The 16,274-nt window shown below is 62.9% G+C and carries 14 protein-coding genes; 1 reads left to right on the forward strand and 13 read right to left on the reverse strand.

Annotated elements, in window-relative coordinates; genetic code table 11:
* Nucleotides 1–169: 169 nt before the first annotated feature.
* Together NKH67_RS01635 and glmM are read right to left on the reverse strand one after the other, a co-directional pair.
* Complete coding sequence (locus NKH67_RS01635) at nt 170–1,009, reverse strand: outer membrane protein (RefSeq protein ID WP_352613400.1); 840 nt, start codon at nt 1,007–1,009, stop codon at nt 170–172.
* A 226-nt stretch (nt 1,010–1,235) separates the two neighbouring features.
* Nucleotides 1,236–2,588: a phosphoglucosamine mutase gene (gene glmM, locus NKH67_RS01640; RefSeq protein WP_353030197.1), complete on the reverse strand. Its 1,353-nt coding sequence runs from the start codon at nt 2,586–2,588 to the stop codon at nt 1,236–1,238.
* A gap of 874 nt (nt 2,589–3,462) precedes the next feature.
* Here glmM and NKH67_RS01645 point away from each other — a divergent pair.
* Nucleotides 3,463–4,125: a hypothetical protein gene (locus tag NKH67_RS01645; RefSeq protein ID WP_502893708.1), complete on the forward strand. Its 663-nt coding sequence runs from the start codon at nt 3,463–3,465 to the stop codon at nt 4,123–4,125.
* A gap of 529 nt (nt 4,126–4,654) precedes the next feature.
* Here the strand turns inward: NKH67_RS01645 and ftsH are convergent.
* The 11 genes from ftsH to ruvB form a co-directional block, all read right to left on the reverse strand.
* Nucleotides 4,655–6,580 (reverse strand): ATP-dependent zinc metalloprotease FtsH, encoded by a 1,926-nt coding sequence (gene ftsH, locus NKH67_RS01650; protein WP_023677989.1) that lies wholly within the window; start codon nt 6,578–6,580, stop codon nt 4,655–4,657.
* A 106-nt stretch (nt 6,581–6,686) separates the two neighbouring features.
* Nucleotides 6,687–8,120, reverse strand: a complete 1,434-nt coding sequence (tilS, locus tag NKH67_RS01655; RefSeq protein WP_352683364.1) for a tRNA lysidine(34) synthetase TilS — start codon at nt 8,118–8,120, stop codon at nt 6,687–6,689.
* A 54-nt stretch (nt 8,121–8,174) separates the two neighbouring features.
* Nucleotides 8,175–9,284, reverse strand: a complete 1,110-nt coding sequence (gene ybgF, locus NKH67_RS01660) for a tol-pal system protein YbgF (RefSeq protein WP_352540300.1) — start codon at nt 9,282–9,284, stop codon at nt 8,175–8,177.
* Between the two features lie 175 nt (nt 9,285–9,459).
* Nucleotides 9,460–9,966: a peptidoglycan-associated lipoprotein Pal gene (gene pal, locus NKH67_RS01665; RefSeq protein WP_023677992.1), complete on the reverse strand. Its 507-nt coding sequence runs from the start codon at nt 9,964–9,966 to the stop codon at nt 9,460–9,462.
* Between the two features lie 222 nt (nt 9,967–10,188).
* Nucleotides 10,189–10,575 carry a four helix bundle protein gene (locus NKH67_RS01670; RefSeq protein WP_352540342.1) on the reverse strand — a complete coding sequence of 129 codons (387 nt, stop codon included), beginning with the start codon at nt 10,573–10,575 and terminating at the stop codon, nt 10,189–10,191.
* A gap of 51 nt (nt 10,576–10,626) precedes the next feature.
* The gene (gene tolB / locus NKH67_RS01675; RefSeq protein WP_245274748.1) at nt 10,627–11,898 is read right to left on the reverse strand and encodes a Tol-Pal system beta propeller repeat protein TolB; all 1,272 of its coding nucleotides are present in this window, start codon (nt 11,896–11,898) and stop codon (nt 10,627–10,629) included.
* Between the two features lie 78 nt (nt 11,899–11,976).
* Nucleotides 11,977–13,134 (reverse strand): cell envelope integrity protein TolA, encoded by a 1,158-nt coding sequence (gene tolA, locus NKH67_RS01680; RefSeq protein ID WP_352613388.1) that lies wholly within the window; start codon nt 13,132–13,134, stop codon nt 11,977–11,979.
* A 7-nt stretch (nt 13,135–13,141) separates the two neighbouring features.
* Complete coding sequence (tolR, locus tag NKH67_RS01685; protein WP_352522864.1) at nt 13,142–13,600, reverse strand: protein TolR; 459 nt, start codon at nt 13,598–13,600, stop codon at nt 13,142–13,144.
* Nucleotides 13,601–13,609: 9 nt separating this feature from the next.
* A complete protein-coding gene (gene tolQ, locus NKH67_RS01690; RefSeq protein WP_023677997.1) occupies nt 13,610–14,320 on the reverse strand; it encodes a protein TolQ in 711 nt (236 codons plus the stop codon).
* A 295-nt stretch (nt 14,321–14,615) separates the two neighbouring features.
* Nucleotides 14,616–15,086 carry a tol-pal system-associated acyl-CoA thioesterase gene (ybgC, locus tag NKH67_RS01695; protein WP_352540302.1) on the reverse strand — a complete coding sequence of 157 codons (471 nt, stop codon included), beginning with the start codon at nt 15,084–15,086 and terminating at the stop codon, nt 14,616–14,618.
* 127 nt (nt 15,087–15,213) lie between these two features.
* Nucleotides 15,214–16,254 carry a Holliday junction branch migration DNA helicase RuvB gene (gene ruvB / locus NKH67_RS01700; protein WP_352454896.1) on the reverse strand — a complete coding sequence of 347 codons (1,041 nt, stop codon included), beginning with the start codon at nt 16,252–16,254 and terminating at the stop codon, nt 15,214–15,216.
* Nucleotides 16,255–16,274 lie beyond the last annotated feature (20 nt).

Here is a 16,274-nt window from a genome sequence, read left to right on the forward strand (position 1 = left end):
CATAGTGGTTAAGTGCGGGTTAAGGATAACAAGGCGTTAGCAATTGATTTGATCCGTTTTCGCTCCTCGAGCCGGACGGTGTTACAGGGCAACGCAGCATCTTTAGGCAGCCAAACGAAACCGCCCGGCATCAGCCGGGCGGTCGACGAATTCCTCGATTTCGAAGCGACTACTTCGTGTAGACCGGCTCGGGTTCCGGGACGTAAGGCTCCGGCGGCGCGCAGTCCGACCTGCCGAACTGGTAGCGCAGGCCGCCGCGCACTTCGTGAACGTTGATACCTTTGTCATAGCCGGGGCCGACATTGGGGAGGGAGGCATAGTCGAACATCTTACCGCCGTTGATGTGGCTGAAGCGGTAGCCGACATCTAGTTTGACGCGGTCAGTCAGGCAGTAGGATGCGCCCGCCATGGCAGCATAGGCAAACCGCCAGCCCTTGCCACCGGCATGATCAAATGAACCGTCGCTGTCCACGTTGTGCAGTTCATCCCACTTGACCCAGGCACCGCCGATGCCGGCGCCGACGTAAGGCGTGATCCCATGCCAGGTGCCGATATCGACATAGGCGTTGGCCAAGAGCAGCAGCGCCGAATAGGACGAGGTATCGACGGACGTGCAAGGCGTTTGCTGTGGGCCGCAGAAGCCGTTGGTCGAGCCGCGGAATTTGGACTTGCTCATCCAGTCCAGGGTGAGATCGGTGCGGAAATGCTCGTCGATCTGGTAACCAACACCGCCGCCGGCCGAGAAGGCGCCATCCAGCTTGCCTGTATCGAACTTGCCGGGATTCTGGGGCGCCACACCGTAGGTGATGTAGTCGCCACCACGAAACTTCGACCAGTGATAGTCGATGTCGCCGCGGATATACCAGCCGCCGAATTCGGCCGGCTGCTCATAGGCAACCGGTGGCGGTGCCTCCTCGACGACGGGCGGCTCGACGAAATCGGCGGCGAATGCCGGTCCGACGCCGGCAAACAGCGCGGCCAGAAGAGCCATTCTAGCTGTGTTGAACATGCTTATCACCCCTGAGAACCCTCGAACGGCGAACGCGCCCGAAATGTGATTGACCTCAGTTGTGGATAATGAATCGGAAAGGTTAAAAGGCGTTTAACCGTATTGATTAACCACGAATCTCTAAAAGTCGAGCAATCTGGCGGCCGTTGCTGCAGGCGGAGCTGGCCGCGACCCAATAAAAAAGCCCGCCGGCAAGGCGGGCTTTTGAACCGATGTTGGAGGGAGATCAGGCGGCGCTGCGCGTTTCCGAAATGATCTCGACGATGTCGTTGACCACGGACTCGACAAGCTGCGGGTCGTCGCCCTCCGCCATGACGCGGATGAGCGGCTCCGTGCCGGATGGCCGGATGACCAGGCGCCCGGCCTTGCCGAGGCGATTGCGCGCATCTTCGATCGCCGCCTTGACCGGCGCCTCCTCCAGCGGCTTGCCGCCGGAAATATGCACATTCTTCAAAAGCTGCGGCACCGGCTCGAATTTCTTCGACAGTTCGCTGACCGGTCGGTTATGCCGCTTGATGCAGGCGAGCACTTGGAGCGCCGAGACGAGGCCGTCGCCGGTGGTCGAGAAATCGGACAGCACGATGTGGCCCGACTGTTCGCCGCCGACATTGAGTCCATGGGCACGCATGTGCTCGACGACATAGCGGTCACCGACCTTGGTGCGATGCAACTGCAGGTTCATGTCGCCGAGGAAGCGTTCGAGGCCGAGATTGGACATCACCGTCGAGACGACGCCGCCGCCGGCCAGCCGTCCGCTCTGCTGCCAGGATTCGGCGATCAGCGCCATGATCTGGTCGCCATCGACGATCGCGCCGTTCTCGTCGACAATGACGACACGGTCGGCATCGCCGTCGAGCGCAATGCCGATATCGGCGCGCACCTCGTGCACCTTCTTTTGCAGGCCGGCCGGATGAGTCGAGCCGCATTCCTTGTTGATGTTGAAGCCGTTGGGCTCGACATTGATGGCAACGACCTCGGCGCCGAGTTCCCACAGCGCGTCGGGCGCCACCTTGTAGGCGGCGCCATTGGCGCAATCGACGACGATGCGCAGGCCCGACAGCGACATCGAGCGCGGCAGCGTGCGCTTGGCGAATTCGATATAGCGGTCATGCACGCCGTCGACGCGTTTGGCGCGGCCGAGCCCATCGGAATCGGCGAGCGCCAGTTCGATATCCTTGTCGAGCATCCCCTCGATACGCTCCTCGATCTCATCGGACAGCTTGTAGCCATCGGGGCCGAACAGCTTGATGCCGTTGTCGTAATAGGGGTTGTGCGAGGCAGAGATCATCACGCCGATATCGGCGCGCAGCGAGCGCACCAGCATGGCAACAGCCGGCGTCGGGATCGGGCCGAGCAGGAAGACATCCATGCCGGCGGCGCACAGGCCCGACACCATGGCGTTCTCGATCATGTAGCCGGAAAGCCTGGTATCCTTGCCGAGCACGACGCGGTGGCGGTGGCTGCCGCGCTGGAACGAGAGGCCGGCGGCCATGCCGACCCGCATGGCGACCTCCGCCGTCATTGGAAACTTGTTGGCGCGCCCACGAATGCCGTCCGTACCGAAATAATGTCCTGCCATGTTCGCCAGCTTCCCGATGGTTCTTTCCGAGCATCTCATGCCATAAAATGGCCCAAGCCCCGTCATCACATTGTATGATTATGGACGACCAATCCTTAGAAAATTGTTGTTTTGTGTGTTTTACGTCACGCTAGTGTGTTGATTTTCAAGTTCCGAGCCCTTGTTGCGGCAGCAGCATCAGAAACATCAACTCAAACCTCATCTGGATCCTTTGGGCTGTGGCAGTGTGGCCTTGAACCTGAATCCGCATCGTGCTGCTCCAGACAGCGGTGGGCTCAGGTCCGCCGCAGCCGCCGATTTGACTGGCTGTCATTCGACGCAGTGTCCTCGCTGGGAACCAGCCATAGGCGCGCGCTCCGTGCAATGCACCCGGACGAACTTGGCGGGGAGACGGTCCCGGCAACGAATTCATCACCTTAAAGAAAAGAATGCACTTCTAAATTTGTCTCTACGCTACTTAGCATCTGGCGCAACCAGCCGTTGAGCGCTATTGCTGCACTGGGACATATCATGAACCGCCGCAGGGAGAAAACGCATGCTCATCCACCGACTTGCCACTTTGACGGGTCTTGCCGTCGCGACCTTATTCCTGGCGGCGCCTGCCAGCGCGCTGACCATGGCCGAGTGCAGCACCAAGTATAACACGGCCAAGGACGCGGGAACGCTTGGCGGGCAGAACTGGAACCAGTTCCGCAAGGCCCAATGCGGCACCGATGCTTCCGCCGCTACAACCGAACCTGCGCCAGCCAAAGCCACGGCCAAGGCTGCCGACACGACCAAGGCAGCCGCCGCCGACGATGCGGCGCCGGGCCTGACGGCGAAGGAGTGCAGCACCAAATACCAGGCCGCCAAGGCTGCCGGCACGCTCAACGGCATGAAGTGGAACGATTTCCGCAAGACCCAGTGCGCCGCCGGCGCGACGGCAGCCGCACAACCCGCCGCCAAGACCAAAGCAGCGGCGGCCAGCAGCGATGACGCAGCGCCTGGGCTGACGGCCAAGGAATGCAGCACCAAATACCAGGCCGCCAAGGCTGCCGGCACGCTCAACGGCATGAAGTGGAACGACTTCCGCAAGAGTGAATGCGCCGCCGGCGCAAGTGCAGCCGCACAACCCGCCGCGGCACCTGCCAAGGCGACGACAGCCGCCGCGACCGATACCGGCAAAGGCGTCAGCATGGCGGATTGCAGCGCCAAATATCAGGCTGCCAAGGCCGGCAACACGCTGAACGGCATGAAGTGGAACGACTTCCGCAAGAGCCAATGCGGCGCCGGCGCAGCCGACGACGACACCCTGCCGGCTCCCGATGCCAAATACACCGGCGATCCGCAACCGCCGACCATCACCGCCCCCCAGGGCGTGAAATTCCCGACGGCGATCTCCAAGAAGTATGCAACCGAGACCCCGGCCAAGGGCCGCATGCACACCTGTCTCGACCTCTACTACGCCAACAAGGACGCCAACACGCTGGGCGGCCTCAGGTGGATCCAGAAGGGCGGCGGCTTCTACAGCCTCTGCAACGCCAAGCTGAAGAGCTGACCGGCGCCACCATCCGACGACATGAGCCCGCGAGCCGCAAGGTTCGCGGGCTTTTTGTTGCTGCCGAACAAGTGAGAGGGCCTTCCGAGGTCGAACCAACTGTCAGATCGTGTTTCTTGGCTCTGTCCGGCCGACATCGATCTCGGCACCACCGGAACTCTCATAGCCGGAAGCAGAAAACCCGCCTCGGCGGGCGGGTCATTCAGCGCCAATTGGCACCACACCCAAATTGATAGCATAGCTGCCGGCACAAAGCAAGAACAAAATGTGGCGCCGCCGGCAAAAAATGCGAGCTTCATTCTCCGGCGCGCTTTGTCGATCTTCCCGAAGTCGTCAACGAGGCCGATAGAAGGCTCCATTCCTTCGCGCCTCTCTCTGTCCTGCCGGACATCCCCCCGCGAGGCGGGAGATTGGCCGTCATCGTCACTTTCGCCAATTTCCTGCGATGCAGGAAGGGTCGCATTCCCCAAGAGAAAACGCCGCGGTTAGAGCCGCGGCGTTTCGAAATCGATCTGTGCCGGGCCGGAGCCTAGCTTGACGGCTGAGGTTCCATGCCGCCTTCGGGCTCGGGGCCTTTCTTGCGGCGGCCGGACTTCGGCACGGCCGAGCCGCGGCTCGGCGGCGTGTCGTCGCCAAGGTCGCGCGCGGGCTTATTGCCGGCGATCAGCTGCTTGATCTCCTCGCCGGACAGCGTCTCGTATTCGAGCAGGCCCTGCGCCAGCGCGATCCATTCCTTCTTTTTCTTGGTCAGGATGGACCTTGCCGTCGAATAGGCCTCGTCGATCAGCCGGCGCACTTCGGCGTCGATGATTTGCGCCGTCTCTTCCGAGATGTTCTGCGTGCGCGCCACCGAATGGCCGAGGAACACCTCCTCCTGGTTGTCGCCATAGGCGACATGGCCGAGCTTGTCGGAGAAGCCCCAGCGCGTCACCATGGCACGCGCCAGCTTGGTCGCCTGCTCAATATCGGAGGAGGCGCCGGAGGTGATGTTCTCCTTGCCGAACTTGAACTCCTCGGCGACACGGCCGCCCATCATGATGGCGAGGCGCGAGATCATGTATTTGTAGCTCATCGAATAGCGGTCGCCTTCCGGCAGCTGCATGACCATGCCGAGTGCCCGGCCGCGCGGAATGATGGTCGCCTTGTGCAGCGGATCGGCCGACGGCACGTTGAGCGCCAGGATGGCATGACCAGCCTCGTGATAGGCGGTCAGCTCCTTCTCGGCCTGTGTCATCGCCGACGAGCGGCGCTCGGCGCCCATCATGATCTTGTCCTTGGCGTCCTCGAATTCGGCCATGGTGACGAGGCGCTTGTTGCGCCGCGCCGCCATCAGGGCGGATTCGTTGACCAGGTTCATCAGATCGGCGCCGGAAAAGCCCGGCGTGCCGCGCGCGATCACCTTGAGGTCGACATTGGGCGCCAGCGGCACGTTGCGCACATGCACCTTCAGGATCTTCTCGCGGCCGACGATGTCGGGGTTCGGCACCACCACCTGGCGGTCGAAGCGGCCCGGCCTCAGCAGCGCCGGATCGAGCACGTCTGGCCGGTTGGTGGCGGCGATCAGGATGATGCTTTCGTTGGATTCGAAGCCATCCATCTCGACCAGCAACTGGTTCAGCGTCTGCTCGCGTTCATCATTGCCGCCGCCGAGGCCGGCGCCGCGATGGCGGCCGACCGCGTCGATTTCGTCGATGAAGATGATGCAAGGCGCGTTCTTCTTGGCCTGGTCGAACATGTCGCGAACGCGGCTTGCGCCGACGCCGACGAACATCTCGACGAAGTCCGAGCCCGAAATGGTGAAGAACGGCACGTTGGCTTCACCCGCGACCGAGCGGGCGAGCAGCGTCTTGCCGGTTCCAGGAGGACCGACGAGCAGCACACCGCGCGGGATCTTGCCGCCCAGCCGCTGGAATTTCTGCGGGTCGCGCAGGAACTCGACGATCTCTTCCAGATCTTCCTTGGCTTCGTCGACGCCGGCGACGTCCTGGAAGGTGACGCGGCCATGTGCTTCGGTCAAAAGCTTGGCCTTCGACTTGCCGAAGCCCATGGCGCGGCCGGAACCGGACTGCATCTGGCGCATGAAGAATATCCAGACGCCGAGGATGAGGATCATCGGCAGCCAGGAGATCAGGGTGCCGAACAGCGAATTGGAGCCGTCGGATTCAGGACGCGCATTGATGGTGACGTTCTTGTCCTGCAGCCGCGAAACCAGTGACGGGTCCCCAGGCGAATAGGTCTGGAAGCCGTTGGAACTGTCCGTGTAATTGCCGGAGATACGGGCGCCGGCGATGGTCACCGACTTGATCCGTCCCGCCGCGACTTCCTGCAGGAACTGCGAATAGGGAACATCGCTCGAGGCTCCACGCGTCTGCGGCGTCTGGAAAAGATTGAAGAGAGCGATGAGCAGGACCGCTATGATCGCCCAGAGCGCGAGGTTGCGATAATTCGGATTCATCAATTGTCCCGTTGGCGCCCGCTGGGCGGACACGCGTCGTGAGAGGAAACTTGGCCCTAACATAGGGAGAGCGTCTCCCATTGCCAAGCATAACAGCAGGTCTCGGTTAAGCTTTCGCCCGTGGTAGGCCGGCATTGTGGCCGCCGAACGGCACGGCTGGAACGGGCGCCGCGCCAAGCAACGCGGCGACGGCATCGGCCGGCGCCAGATCGAAGGACGGCAGGAAACGGGCGAAGGGCGCGACTGCCGGATATGCGGCGACAGCCGCCTGCATCGGGCCTTCCCCGGGCAAACCCCGGCCTTCCCCGAGCAAACCGAGGCATTCGCCGTCCCGCCAGAGCGCCGGCTCGGCGGCCAAGGCGGCACGCACAAGGCTTGCCGGCGTGCCATGCCCTTCAATTGCCCGCTTTGCGGCAAGAGCCGCCCCGAGCGGTGCTACCAACAGCGGCGCGATCAACAATGCACCTGGGCTGTCGCCCAATGTGATCCGTCTGCGGCCGTCCCACAGGGCATTGCCGGAAACCGCAACAGCGGGCGGCAGATCGCGCAATTCGCGGTGCAGAAAGATGCCGGTACGCCGGGCATCGACCACGGTCCGCGACAATGTGGCACAAAGCGGCCCGGTGCGGAACCGGCCGAAAAGGGCTTCGCTGCGGGCCTGGTCGGGAAGGAAGGCGGTGCCGCCGGTCGCCGCCAGCAGGATGCGCAGCGCATAAATGGCCGACCGGCTGTCGGCGGCCGTCGCAAAATCCCGATCGAGCCGGACGAGGCCGGCGGCCGGCCTGGAGGCCAAGCTGCGGATCAGCATGGCCGCGCGATGTCCCAGCTGCTCACGCTCGACCGCCGCCTTTCTGGCCAGCGCCATAGCTTCAGCCATGCGAGGCGCATCGTCGCCTTCAACAAGTGCTGCGCGGACGCGCGGCCGCTCGAAAGCGGTGTCGGCATTGGTCGGATCTTCGATCCAGACAACCTGTTCACGCCGCAGGAATTCGCGCAGCTCAGCACGCCTTACGCCGAGCAGCGGCCGCACGATCCAGTGCCGCCACTCGTAGAGGGTTGCCGGCGCCATGCCGGCAAGGCCCCGCCCTTCCTCGCGCGGCCTCTCCTCACCTGGCCCGTCGTCACGTGCTTGCCTCATCAGCACGGTCTCGGCCTGGTCGTCGGCGGTGTGGCCGGTCAGGATCAGGCCGATGCCTGCCGCTTCGGCGGCCTCGGCGAGCAGCCGGTAGCGCGCCTCGCGCGCGGCGGCGGGCAGGCCGGTCGATGGTTTGTGCCCCGACCAGGCGAGGATGCGATGGGCAATGCCGCGCGCCGCGCACAGCCTGGCCACGGCTTGCGCTTCCGCTGCCGCTTGCGGCCGCAATTGATGATCGATCGTTACCGCCAGCAATTTCGTTGCCGGGGCGTTACGATCGAGATGGGCTTTGAGGAGGAGGAGAAGGGCGGTCGAGTCGCTGCCGCCGGACACGGCCGCAACAGCGCCGTTGGAAAAGTCGATCCGCGAAAAATCCGAAAGGTCAGGCTCGCTGTCGAGCGTCATGCATGTCGCCCAAGCGTGGGCCCGGTTTTGCGGCAACGACACGCAACGGAAAAACTAGCACGCCGCGAGTGCCCTTTCCTGCTTGACCCGCTCCTTGAGCGCGCCGGAAATATCGGGGTAGCGCTTGCCGATCTCGCTGAAAGTGGCACAGGCCACGTCGCGCTGCTTCAGCCCGACCAGTGAAACGCCGAGCTTCAGCAGCATGTCTGGCGCCTTCTTGGCCTTGGGATAGTCCTTGCTGGCAGCGAGGAAAGTCTCGGCCGCATCGCGGTATTTCTGCTGGCCGAGCAGCGATTCACCAAGCCAGTAATGCGCGTCCGCTGCTTTGGCGTCCTTGGGAAAACGGGCGATATGGTCGCGGAAGCCCTGTTCGGCGGTGCTGTAGTCGCCCGACAGGATGAACTGGTAAGAATTGCGGTAAAGCTCTTCCGGATCGTTGGTCGACGGGAGTGCCGCGACCACCGTATCATCGGATTTACCGGCCTTGTTGCCGGCTGCGCTGGCGCCGTTGGCTGGGGCCGTATTCTGCCGCGGCGCATTCGCTTGCGCATTGCCATCGGCTTCGACGACATTGCCGTTTTTGTCGACGGTGATGGTGCCGAACGTCTTGGGCGGCGCGCCGGGGATCAGCTTGCCGGGATCGCCGTTGGGCGATTCGACGATGACGTCCTCGACGCTCTTATCGCCTGCTGGCGGCGCGTCCGCAGCGGCTGGAGCCGGCGTTGCCGGCGCCTCCGCCACGTTACCGTCGCCATTGGGGCTGTCGCTGCTGGGCGCGGCCTCGGACTTCTTCTGCTCCGCCGGCTGCTGCGCGCCTTGCGGACCGCCTTCCAGCTGCTGGAAGCGGAATTCGTTGTCTTCCTGCTGCTTGCGGATCTGCTCCTGCATCTGCAGGACCTGGAAATTGAGTTCCTCGATCTTGCCATTCATCTGCCGGAGCTGTTCCTCCAGCGCCGGAGTGCCGGTACCATCCTGTTGCGCGAATTGAACCTGATCCGGCTTTTTCTTTTCGCCGAAAATGCCGGGCAGTTTGATCGTCGGCAGGTGGAAGGAAAAACCGCTTTCCGATGACTGCCCTGTGCCGTTTGCCCCGTCAGCAAGTGCCGCGATACTTGATACGAGCAGCAGCGCAAGCGTGCCGCTCAAGACCGATCTGAAATGCATGTGCCTCTCGCCGTGAAACCGTTAGCCTGTTGCGCGCCCTTTCCAACCGAAGTGGCCAGGCGCCCTCGGCTCTTAACAGGACGTGAGACTTCGGCCAAATTTTGTTTGGAGCGGGCAGATATGAAAAAGGCGGCCTTTTGGCCGCCTTTCGCACCAGGTGTTGCATTTATGCCGATCAAGAACCGGCGCCGCCCAGTGTGGTTACGGCGCGGCGGTTCTGCGACCAGCAGGAGATGTCGTCGCAAACCGCGACCGGACGCTCCTTGCCGTAGGAAATGGTCTTCAGGCGCTGCGCCGAAACGCCCTTGGCGACCAGGAAGTCGCGTGTGGCGGCAGCACGGCGGGCGCCGAGCGCCAGATTATATTCGCGCGTGCCGCGCTCGTCGGCATGGCCTTCGATGACGATGGCATACTGCTTGTACTGGTTCAGCCACTGCGCCTGGCGCGACAGCGTCGTCTGCGCATCGGCGCGGATCGAGGACGAATCGGTGTCGAAGAAGATGCGGTCGCCGATATTGACGGTAAAGTCCTGGGCCGACCCGGGCGTTGCCGCGCCAGCGCCGTTGAGGCCGAGATCGGCGGCGCTGTTCGGCGTCTTCTTCGAGGCGCAACCGGTGATCGCGAGCATAGCGACTAGAGCGATCATGACCGGGTTTGTGGTAAGTGCTGCGATACGGCCCATGCCGCCTCTCCTTCGCAATTCGAGTGATTTCATTGATCGTCCAGTAACCACGTTTGGGTTAACCGACGCTCAAGAAACACGGTTAAAATTTGGTTTCGGCTGCCGTCCGCAACCGTTCTGCCGAGGGGCGACAATGAGCGCGGACCGTAGGCGGAAATGCGGCCAAAACATGAAAAAGAGGGAATTGAGGAAACTGAAGAACTGAGGAATTGAGGAAAGAGATCACCTCAGCTTCTCTATGAGATTGACCAGCATTCCGTAGATGCGGGCATAGGATTGCAACCAATCGTCGCGTTGCGCCTGTGTGATGTACTCGAGGTCGAACGCATACGAACTCCAGGTCTCCACCTCACTGCATGATCCTATGGCCATTGAAATGAAGCGTGCGAATTCGGGCTTGGAGTGAGCCTGTTTGGCAAAGCCTTCGGCCAAAGTGGCGCAGATCGCCTTGCTGGAACGACGTAGTTGATCGGCGAGCGCGTATTGCTCCATTTTCGGAAAAGCAAGCGTGGCTCTGTGTACCCCAAGGGAAACCGCATAGGCACGCTTATAGACTTCTAAATCCCTCGCGTGCTCGATGTAGACCCCCCTGCCTTCTCCATTCTTCAGTTCTTCAACTCTTCAATTCCTCAGTTCTTCAATTCCTCAATTCTTCTTCCATCACTCCAGCAGCGGCGACCAGGCCGGATCCGAGGCGAAGTTCGCCGTCGGGATCGACTGTTCGTTGCGGCCGGTGAGATCGACCGAAACAAGTTTTGGTCCACCATTGGAATCGCGGAAGAACATCAGCACCCGGCCGTTGGGCGCCCAGGTCGGCCCCTCCTGCTGAAAGCCGGTGGACAGGATGCGCTCACCCGAACCGTCGGTGCGCATGACGCCGATCTGGAATTCGCCGCCGGTCTGCTTGGTAAAGGCGATGAGATCGCCGCGCGGCGACCACACCGGCGTCGAATAGACGCCGTCGCCGAACGAGATGCGGGTCTGGCCCGAGCCGTCGGCGCCCATCACGTAGATCTGCGCGCGGCCGCCGCGATCCGAGGTGAACACCACCTTGCTGCCGTCAGGCGAGTAGGATGGTGAGGTGTCGATGGCGGTCGAGTTGGTGAGCCTGGTTGTCGAGCGGCTTCTCAGATCCATGGCGAAGATGTTGGAATTGCCGTCATCGCGCAGCAGGCTCATGATCACCTTCTGGCCGTCCGGCGAAAAGCGCGGCGCAAACGTCATGCCGGGGAAATTGCCGACCAGCTCGCGCTGCCCCGTCTCGATCTGCAGCAGGTACACCCGCGGCTGACCGCTTTCATAGGACATGTAGGTGATTTCCTGCCGGTTCGGCGAGAAGCGCGGCGTCAGCACGATCGATTTGCCGTTCGAGAGATAGCGGACGTTGGCGCCGTCCTGGTCCATGATGGCTAGCCGCTTCTTGCGCGCATTCTTGGCGCCGGACTCGTCGATGAAGACGACGCGCGTGTCGAAATAGCCCTTCTCGCCGGTTAGCCGCTCGTAGATCGCATCGGCGATGATATGGGCGACGCGCCTGGTATTGGCGTCGTTGGCGAAGAACTGCTCGCCCGACATCTGCTGGCCGGCAAACGTGTCCCACAACCGATACTGGGCGCGAATGCGGCCGTCAGCCTCCTTGCCGACACTGCCGGTGACCAGCGCCTGCGCATTGATCACCTTCCAGTCTTCGAAGCGCGGCGTTGCATCCGGGTTCGAGATCTTTTCGATGAAAGCGCTCTTGTCGATCGGCGCGAACAGGCCGGAGCGTTTCAGGTCGGCACTGACGATGCCAGAAATCTCGGCGCCGAGCGCATCGCCGCCCTGGAAGTCCGTGATGGCGATCGGCAACGGCTCGACATTGCCCTTATTGACGTTGAGCTCAACGAGCGCCCGCGCCGGCAGGGTGACAGCAACGGTCATACCCAGCGCCATCGCTGCGATCGTCAGGAGCGGCTTGAGGATGGATTTCATGTCTTCTCGCTTCTTTCGCTGATTCTGTGAGCGCCAGGCCTAAAGACCGAGCATCTCCCTGGGGTCAAAAGTGACCCGAACGTCGGACCAGATGTCTTGCTTGCCCGCCGGAACCTGCAAGCCGGCCACATCGCATTTCTGAACCGCGCGCACTGCACTTTCGTCAAACGGGCGGTTTCCGCTCGACTTTTCAACGCTCGGCCGGCCATCCAGCTTGCCGGAGGCGTCCAGATTAAACCGGACCACGACGACGAAATTCTCCGAACCCTCGAGCCCTGCCGGAAGCGTCCAGCAACCACCAAGCTGGGCCTCCAATGCCCCCTGCTCCGATTTCGAAAGCTTCTGGCCCTGATCCTTCTCGCCGCCGAGCGATGCCTGCTGGGTCGAGCGCTTGGCGCCGCCGCCGGACGGCTTCCGCTTGTCGAGCAGAGCCGAAATCTCGTCGGCGTTGAATTGCTTGTCGTCCGATTTCGGCCTGGATGAGGCTTCCTTGACCGGCTTGTCGGCGTCCTTGCGCTCCGGTGCCTTCGCGCTCTCGGCCTGGGCCGGCTGCGGCTTTGGCCGAGCCTCGGGTGCCGGCGCCGAGTCGGGAAGCTGCGCCTCCTCGGTTGGCGGTTGCTTGGCAATCGCCTCGGCGACGGCATCCGGCTTGACCTCGGGCTGCGGATCGATCGCGGCAGTCTTGTCCTGCGGCGGCGTGGGCGTCGGCTCCTTGGCCGGCGTCGGCTTGGGCTCGGTCTGCTTGACAGGTTCGGGCTTGACCTCTTCCTTCGGCTGCGGCACCGGCGCCACCTCCGTAGCAGGAATAGGCTTCGGCTCTTCCTTCGGCTTCGGCACGTCCTCGGGCTTGGGCTTTTCGACCGGCGTCGGCGCGGGTGGCGGAGCCGCCGTCATGTCGACTGGCTGGGGCTTGGACTCCGGTGTCGGCGGCTTGTCGGTGTCGACGCTGTTATCGCCGACTTTCTGGGCATCGGGAACGATGTCGGGACGCTGCGTCGGTACCGGCGCCGGCTTGTCGTGCATTACAGCCTTCTTGTCGCCTTGCAGGACCTGTGCCGTCGCTTCCATCGGCACGATCTCGACCGACACCGATTCCGCATCGGACGCAGGCATCGCAGGCGGCGAGGACAACGTGAACAGCCCGAAGGCGATCGCCACCGTATGCAAGATCACCGATGTGGTGAGGCCGGTCCTCATCTTGCGTCTACTGATCCTGTTCCTGCAGTGAAACCAGGCCGATATTCTTGTAGCCAGCAGCCGAGATGCGGGCCATCACCTTCATGGCAGTGCCATAGTCGGTGGACTTGTCACCCCTGATGAAAATGCGCTCGTCATAGCCGGTCTTCGAGATCGCCTGCAGCTTTGCCACCAGCTCCTCGATCGGGATCTCGGTTTCCTGGAGGTAGATCTGACCGGCCGAGTTGATGGACACGGTTATAGGCTGCGTATCGGCGTTCATCGCTTTGGCCTGGGTATCCGGCAGGTCGATCGGCACACCGACCGTCAGCAACGGCGCCGCGACCATGAAGATGATCAGCAGCACCAGCATCACGTCGACCATCGGCGTGACGTTGATCTCCGATATCAAGGCGTGATGGCGGCCGCGCCGCCTGTGGCCGCGCCCGCCGCGTCCTCCGCCACCTGCGCTTACGGACATTCCCATGATCGTTCCTCAGGCCTTCTGCGCGACTTTTTCATCGATTTGGCGCGAGAGTATGGCGGAGAACTCATCCGCGAACCCTTCCATGCGCACCGCGATCTTGCTCGCGTCGGACGACAGCTTGTTGTAGGCGATGACGGCGGGGATGGCGGCGAGCAGGCCGATGGCCGTCGCCAGCAGCGCTTCGGCGATGCCGGGCGCGACCACCGACAGGCTGGTGTTCTTCGAAGCGGCGATCGCCTGGAACGAGGTCATGATGCCGATCACGGTGCCGAACAGGCCGATGAAGGGCGCCGCCGAGCCGGTGGTGGCGAGGAAGCCGAGCCGCCCTTCCAGCTTTTCCATCTCGCGGGTCAGCGCCAGATCCATAGCCTTGTCGATGCGGGTCTGCAGGCCGAGCGGCGATTTTGCGCCCTTCTCGAAGCTCTTCTTCCATTCGCGCATGGCGGCGACGAAGATCGCGCTCATGCCGGTCGTCTTGCGGTCGGCGAGCGTGCGGTAAAGCTCTTCCAGCGACTGCCCCGACCAGAACACCTGTTCGAAGCGGTTGAGCGCCAGCCGCATGCGGGCATAGGCGACGAGCTTGTCGACGATGATCGCCCAGGTCCAGATCGAGGCACCAAGCAGCCCGATCATGACCAGCTTGACCACCCAACCGGCCTGCATGAACAAGGCCCAAATCGATAAATGCGCGCCCGGTTCGGCGAGAGCGATGTTTTCCATGTTACGTCCTTAAAGATTTTCGGGGCGTGGCTGGCGGCTGGCCCATGGGCATCCCTTGTGGTCCGTTCGCGTTAAGCTTGCGGAATAACCCCAAATGCACCGTTGGCGGCCTTTTCGGGGCAAATATTGGTGAAAGGAAGGCGCTTGGATTCTTCCAATCTTAACCAATCCCTTCATGGACCGTTATGGTTAAGGATGGGTTAGGACGTACAGCGCGGCGCATTGCCGCGCCCCGACGACCAGCCCGGCGATCCTCGCCTCGACCGGGAGCTCCGGATCTTCCGCCTCTGAACTCTTATTTGCGCGTTCCGGGCATGAAGGCTGCCACCCAATCCTTGGGAAAGCGCCGCGGCCGTCCATTCTCGCCGACGATCGCCGCTTCGACCCGCGCCTCGACCAGCACTTCGCTGCCGCGCTTCAATTGCTGCGCCATGACGATGCGCGCGCCGGAAATCTCGTCGGTGCGCGTATCGATGGTCAGGATGTCATCCATGCGGGCCGAACCGCGGAAGTCGATCTCCATGCGCCGCACCACCCAGACTATTTTCTCGCCATGCTTGCCGTCGGCAAGCTCGGTGTGGTGGACGCCAGCCAGCCGCAGATAGTCGGACCGGCCGCGCTCGAAGAATTCGAGATAGCGCGCGTGGTAGACGACGCCGGAAAAATCGGTGTCGGCATAATAGACCCGCGCCATCAGTCGATGGCCGAATTCCGTCAGCGCGCCGGAAAGTCCGGCGGACAATGCCGATTCACCGTGATCGTCCATTGCGCTGTCCTTTTGGCCCGACAGGCCCTGTTTCAAGCAACACCTGTTTTGCGCATAGACCGGCGATGATCAAGACCTGGAGGGCTGGGCCGGGGACTGCGAGCACCGAAGCCATAAGCAGCGGAACCTAGGGTTCTTCCTGGAACAGGCTGATCTGCTGCTGCGCCAGGTCCTTTGGCGCGTCGAGGCCGAGGTGCCGCCAGGCATTGGCCGCCAGCACGCGGCCGCGCGGGGTACGCATGATGAAGCCTTGCTGGATCAGAAAGGGTTCGATGATGTCCTCGATGGCATCGCGTGGCTCGGAAAGCCCGGCCGCGATGGTCTCGATGCCGACCGGCCCGCCGCCGAAATTCCGGGCGATCATCGACAGATAACGGCGGTCGAGCGCGTCGAGGCCGAGCCCGTCGACCTCCAGCCGCGTCAGCGCCTCGTCGGCGATCTTGCGGTCGACATGGCCGTCGCCGGCAACGCTGGCGAAGTCGCGCACCCGGCGCAACAGCCGGCCGGCGATGCGCGGCGTGCCGCGCGCCCTCCGGGCGATCTCCAAAGCACCGTCGTCGCCGAGCGGCATGGCAAGGATGCGGGCGCCGCGCCGCACGATCTGCTCGAGTTCCTCGACCGAGTAGAAATTGAGCCGCACCGGAATGCCGAACCGGTCGCGCAGCGGGTTGGTCAACAGGCCGAGCCGGGTGGTGGCGGCGACAAGCGTGAAGCGGGCAAGGTCGATCTTGACCGAGCGCGCCGCCGGCCCCTCGCCGATGATCAGGTCGAGCTGGAAATCCTCCATCGCCGGATAGAGGATTTCCTCGACCGCCGGGTTGAGCCGGTGGATCTCGTCGATGAACAGCACGTCGCGGTCTTCGAGGTTGGTGAGCAGCGCCGCGAGATCGCCGGCCTTGGCGATGACCGGACCCGAGGTCGAGCGGAAATTGACGCCAAGCTCGCGCGCCATGATCTGCGCCAGCGTCGTCTTGCCGAGGCCGGGCGGGCCGACGAACAGCACATGGTCGAGCGCTTCGCTGCGCCCCTTGGCGGCCTCGATGAACACTTTGAGATTGGCCCGCACCGCCGCCTGGCCGACGAAGTCGCCAAGCGTCTGCGGCCGCAAGGTCTGCTCGGCGTCCTCGCCGCGTCTGTCGGGAGCAATGAGGCGTGGCGAAAGGCTCATGCCGCCTTCCTTGCATATGG

This window comes from Mesorhizobium sp. M0968, assembly GCF_040319065.1.
In the GTDB taxonomy this organism is placed as follows: domain Bacteria; phylum Pseudomonadota; class Alphaproteobacteria; order Rhizobiales; family Rhizobiaceae; genus Mesorhizobium.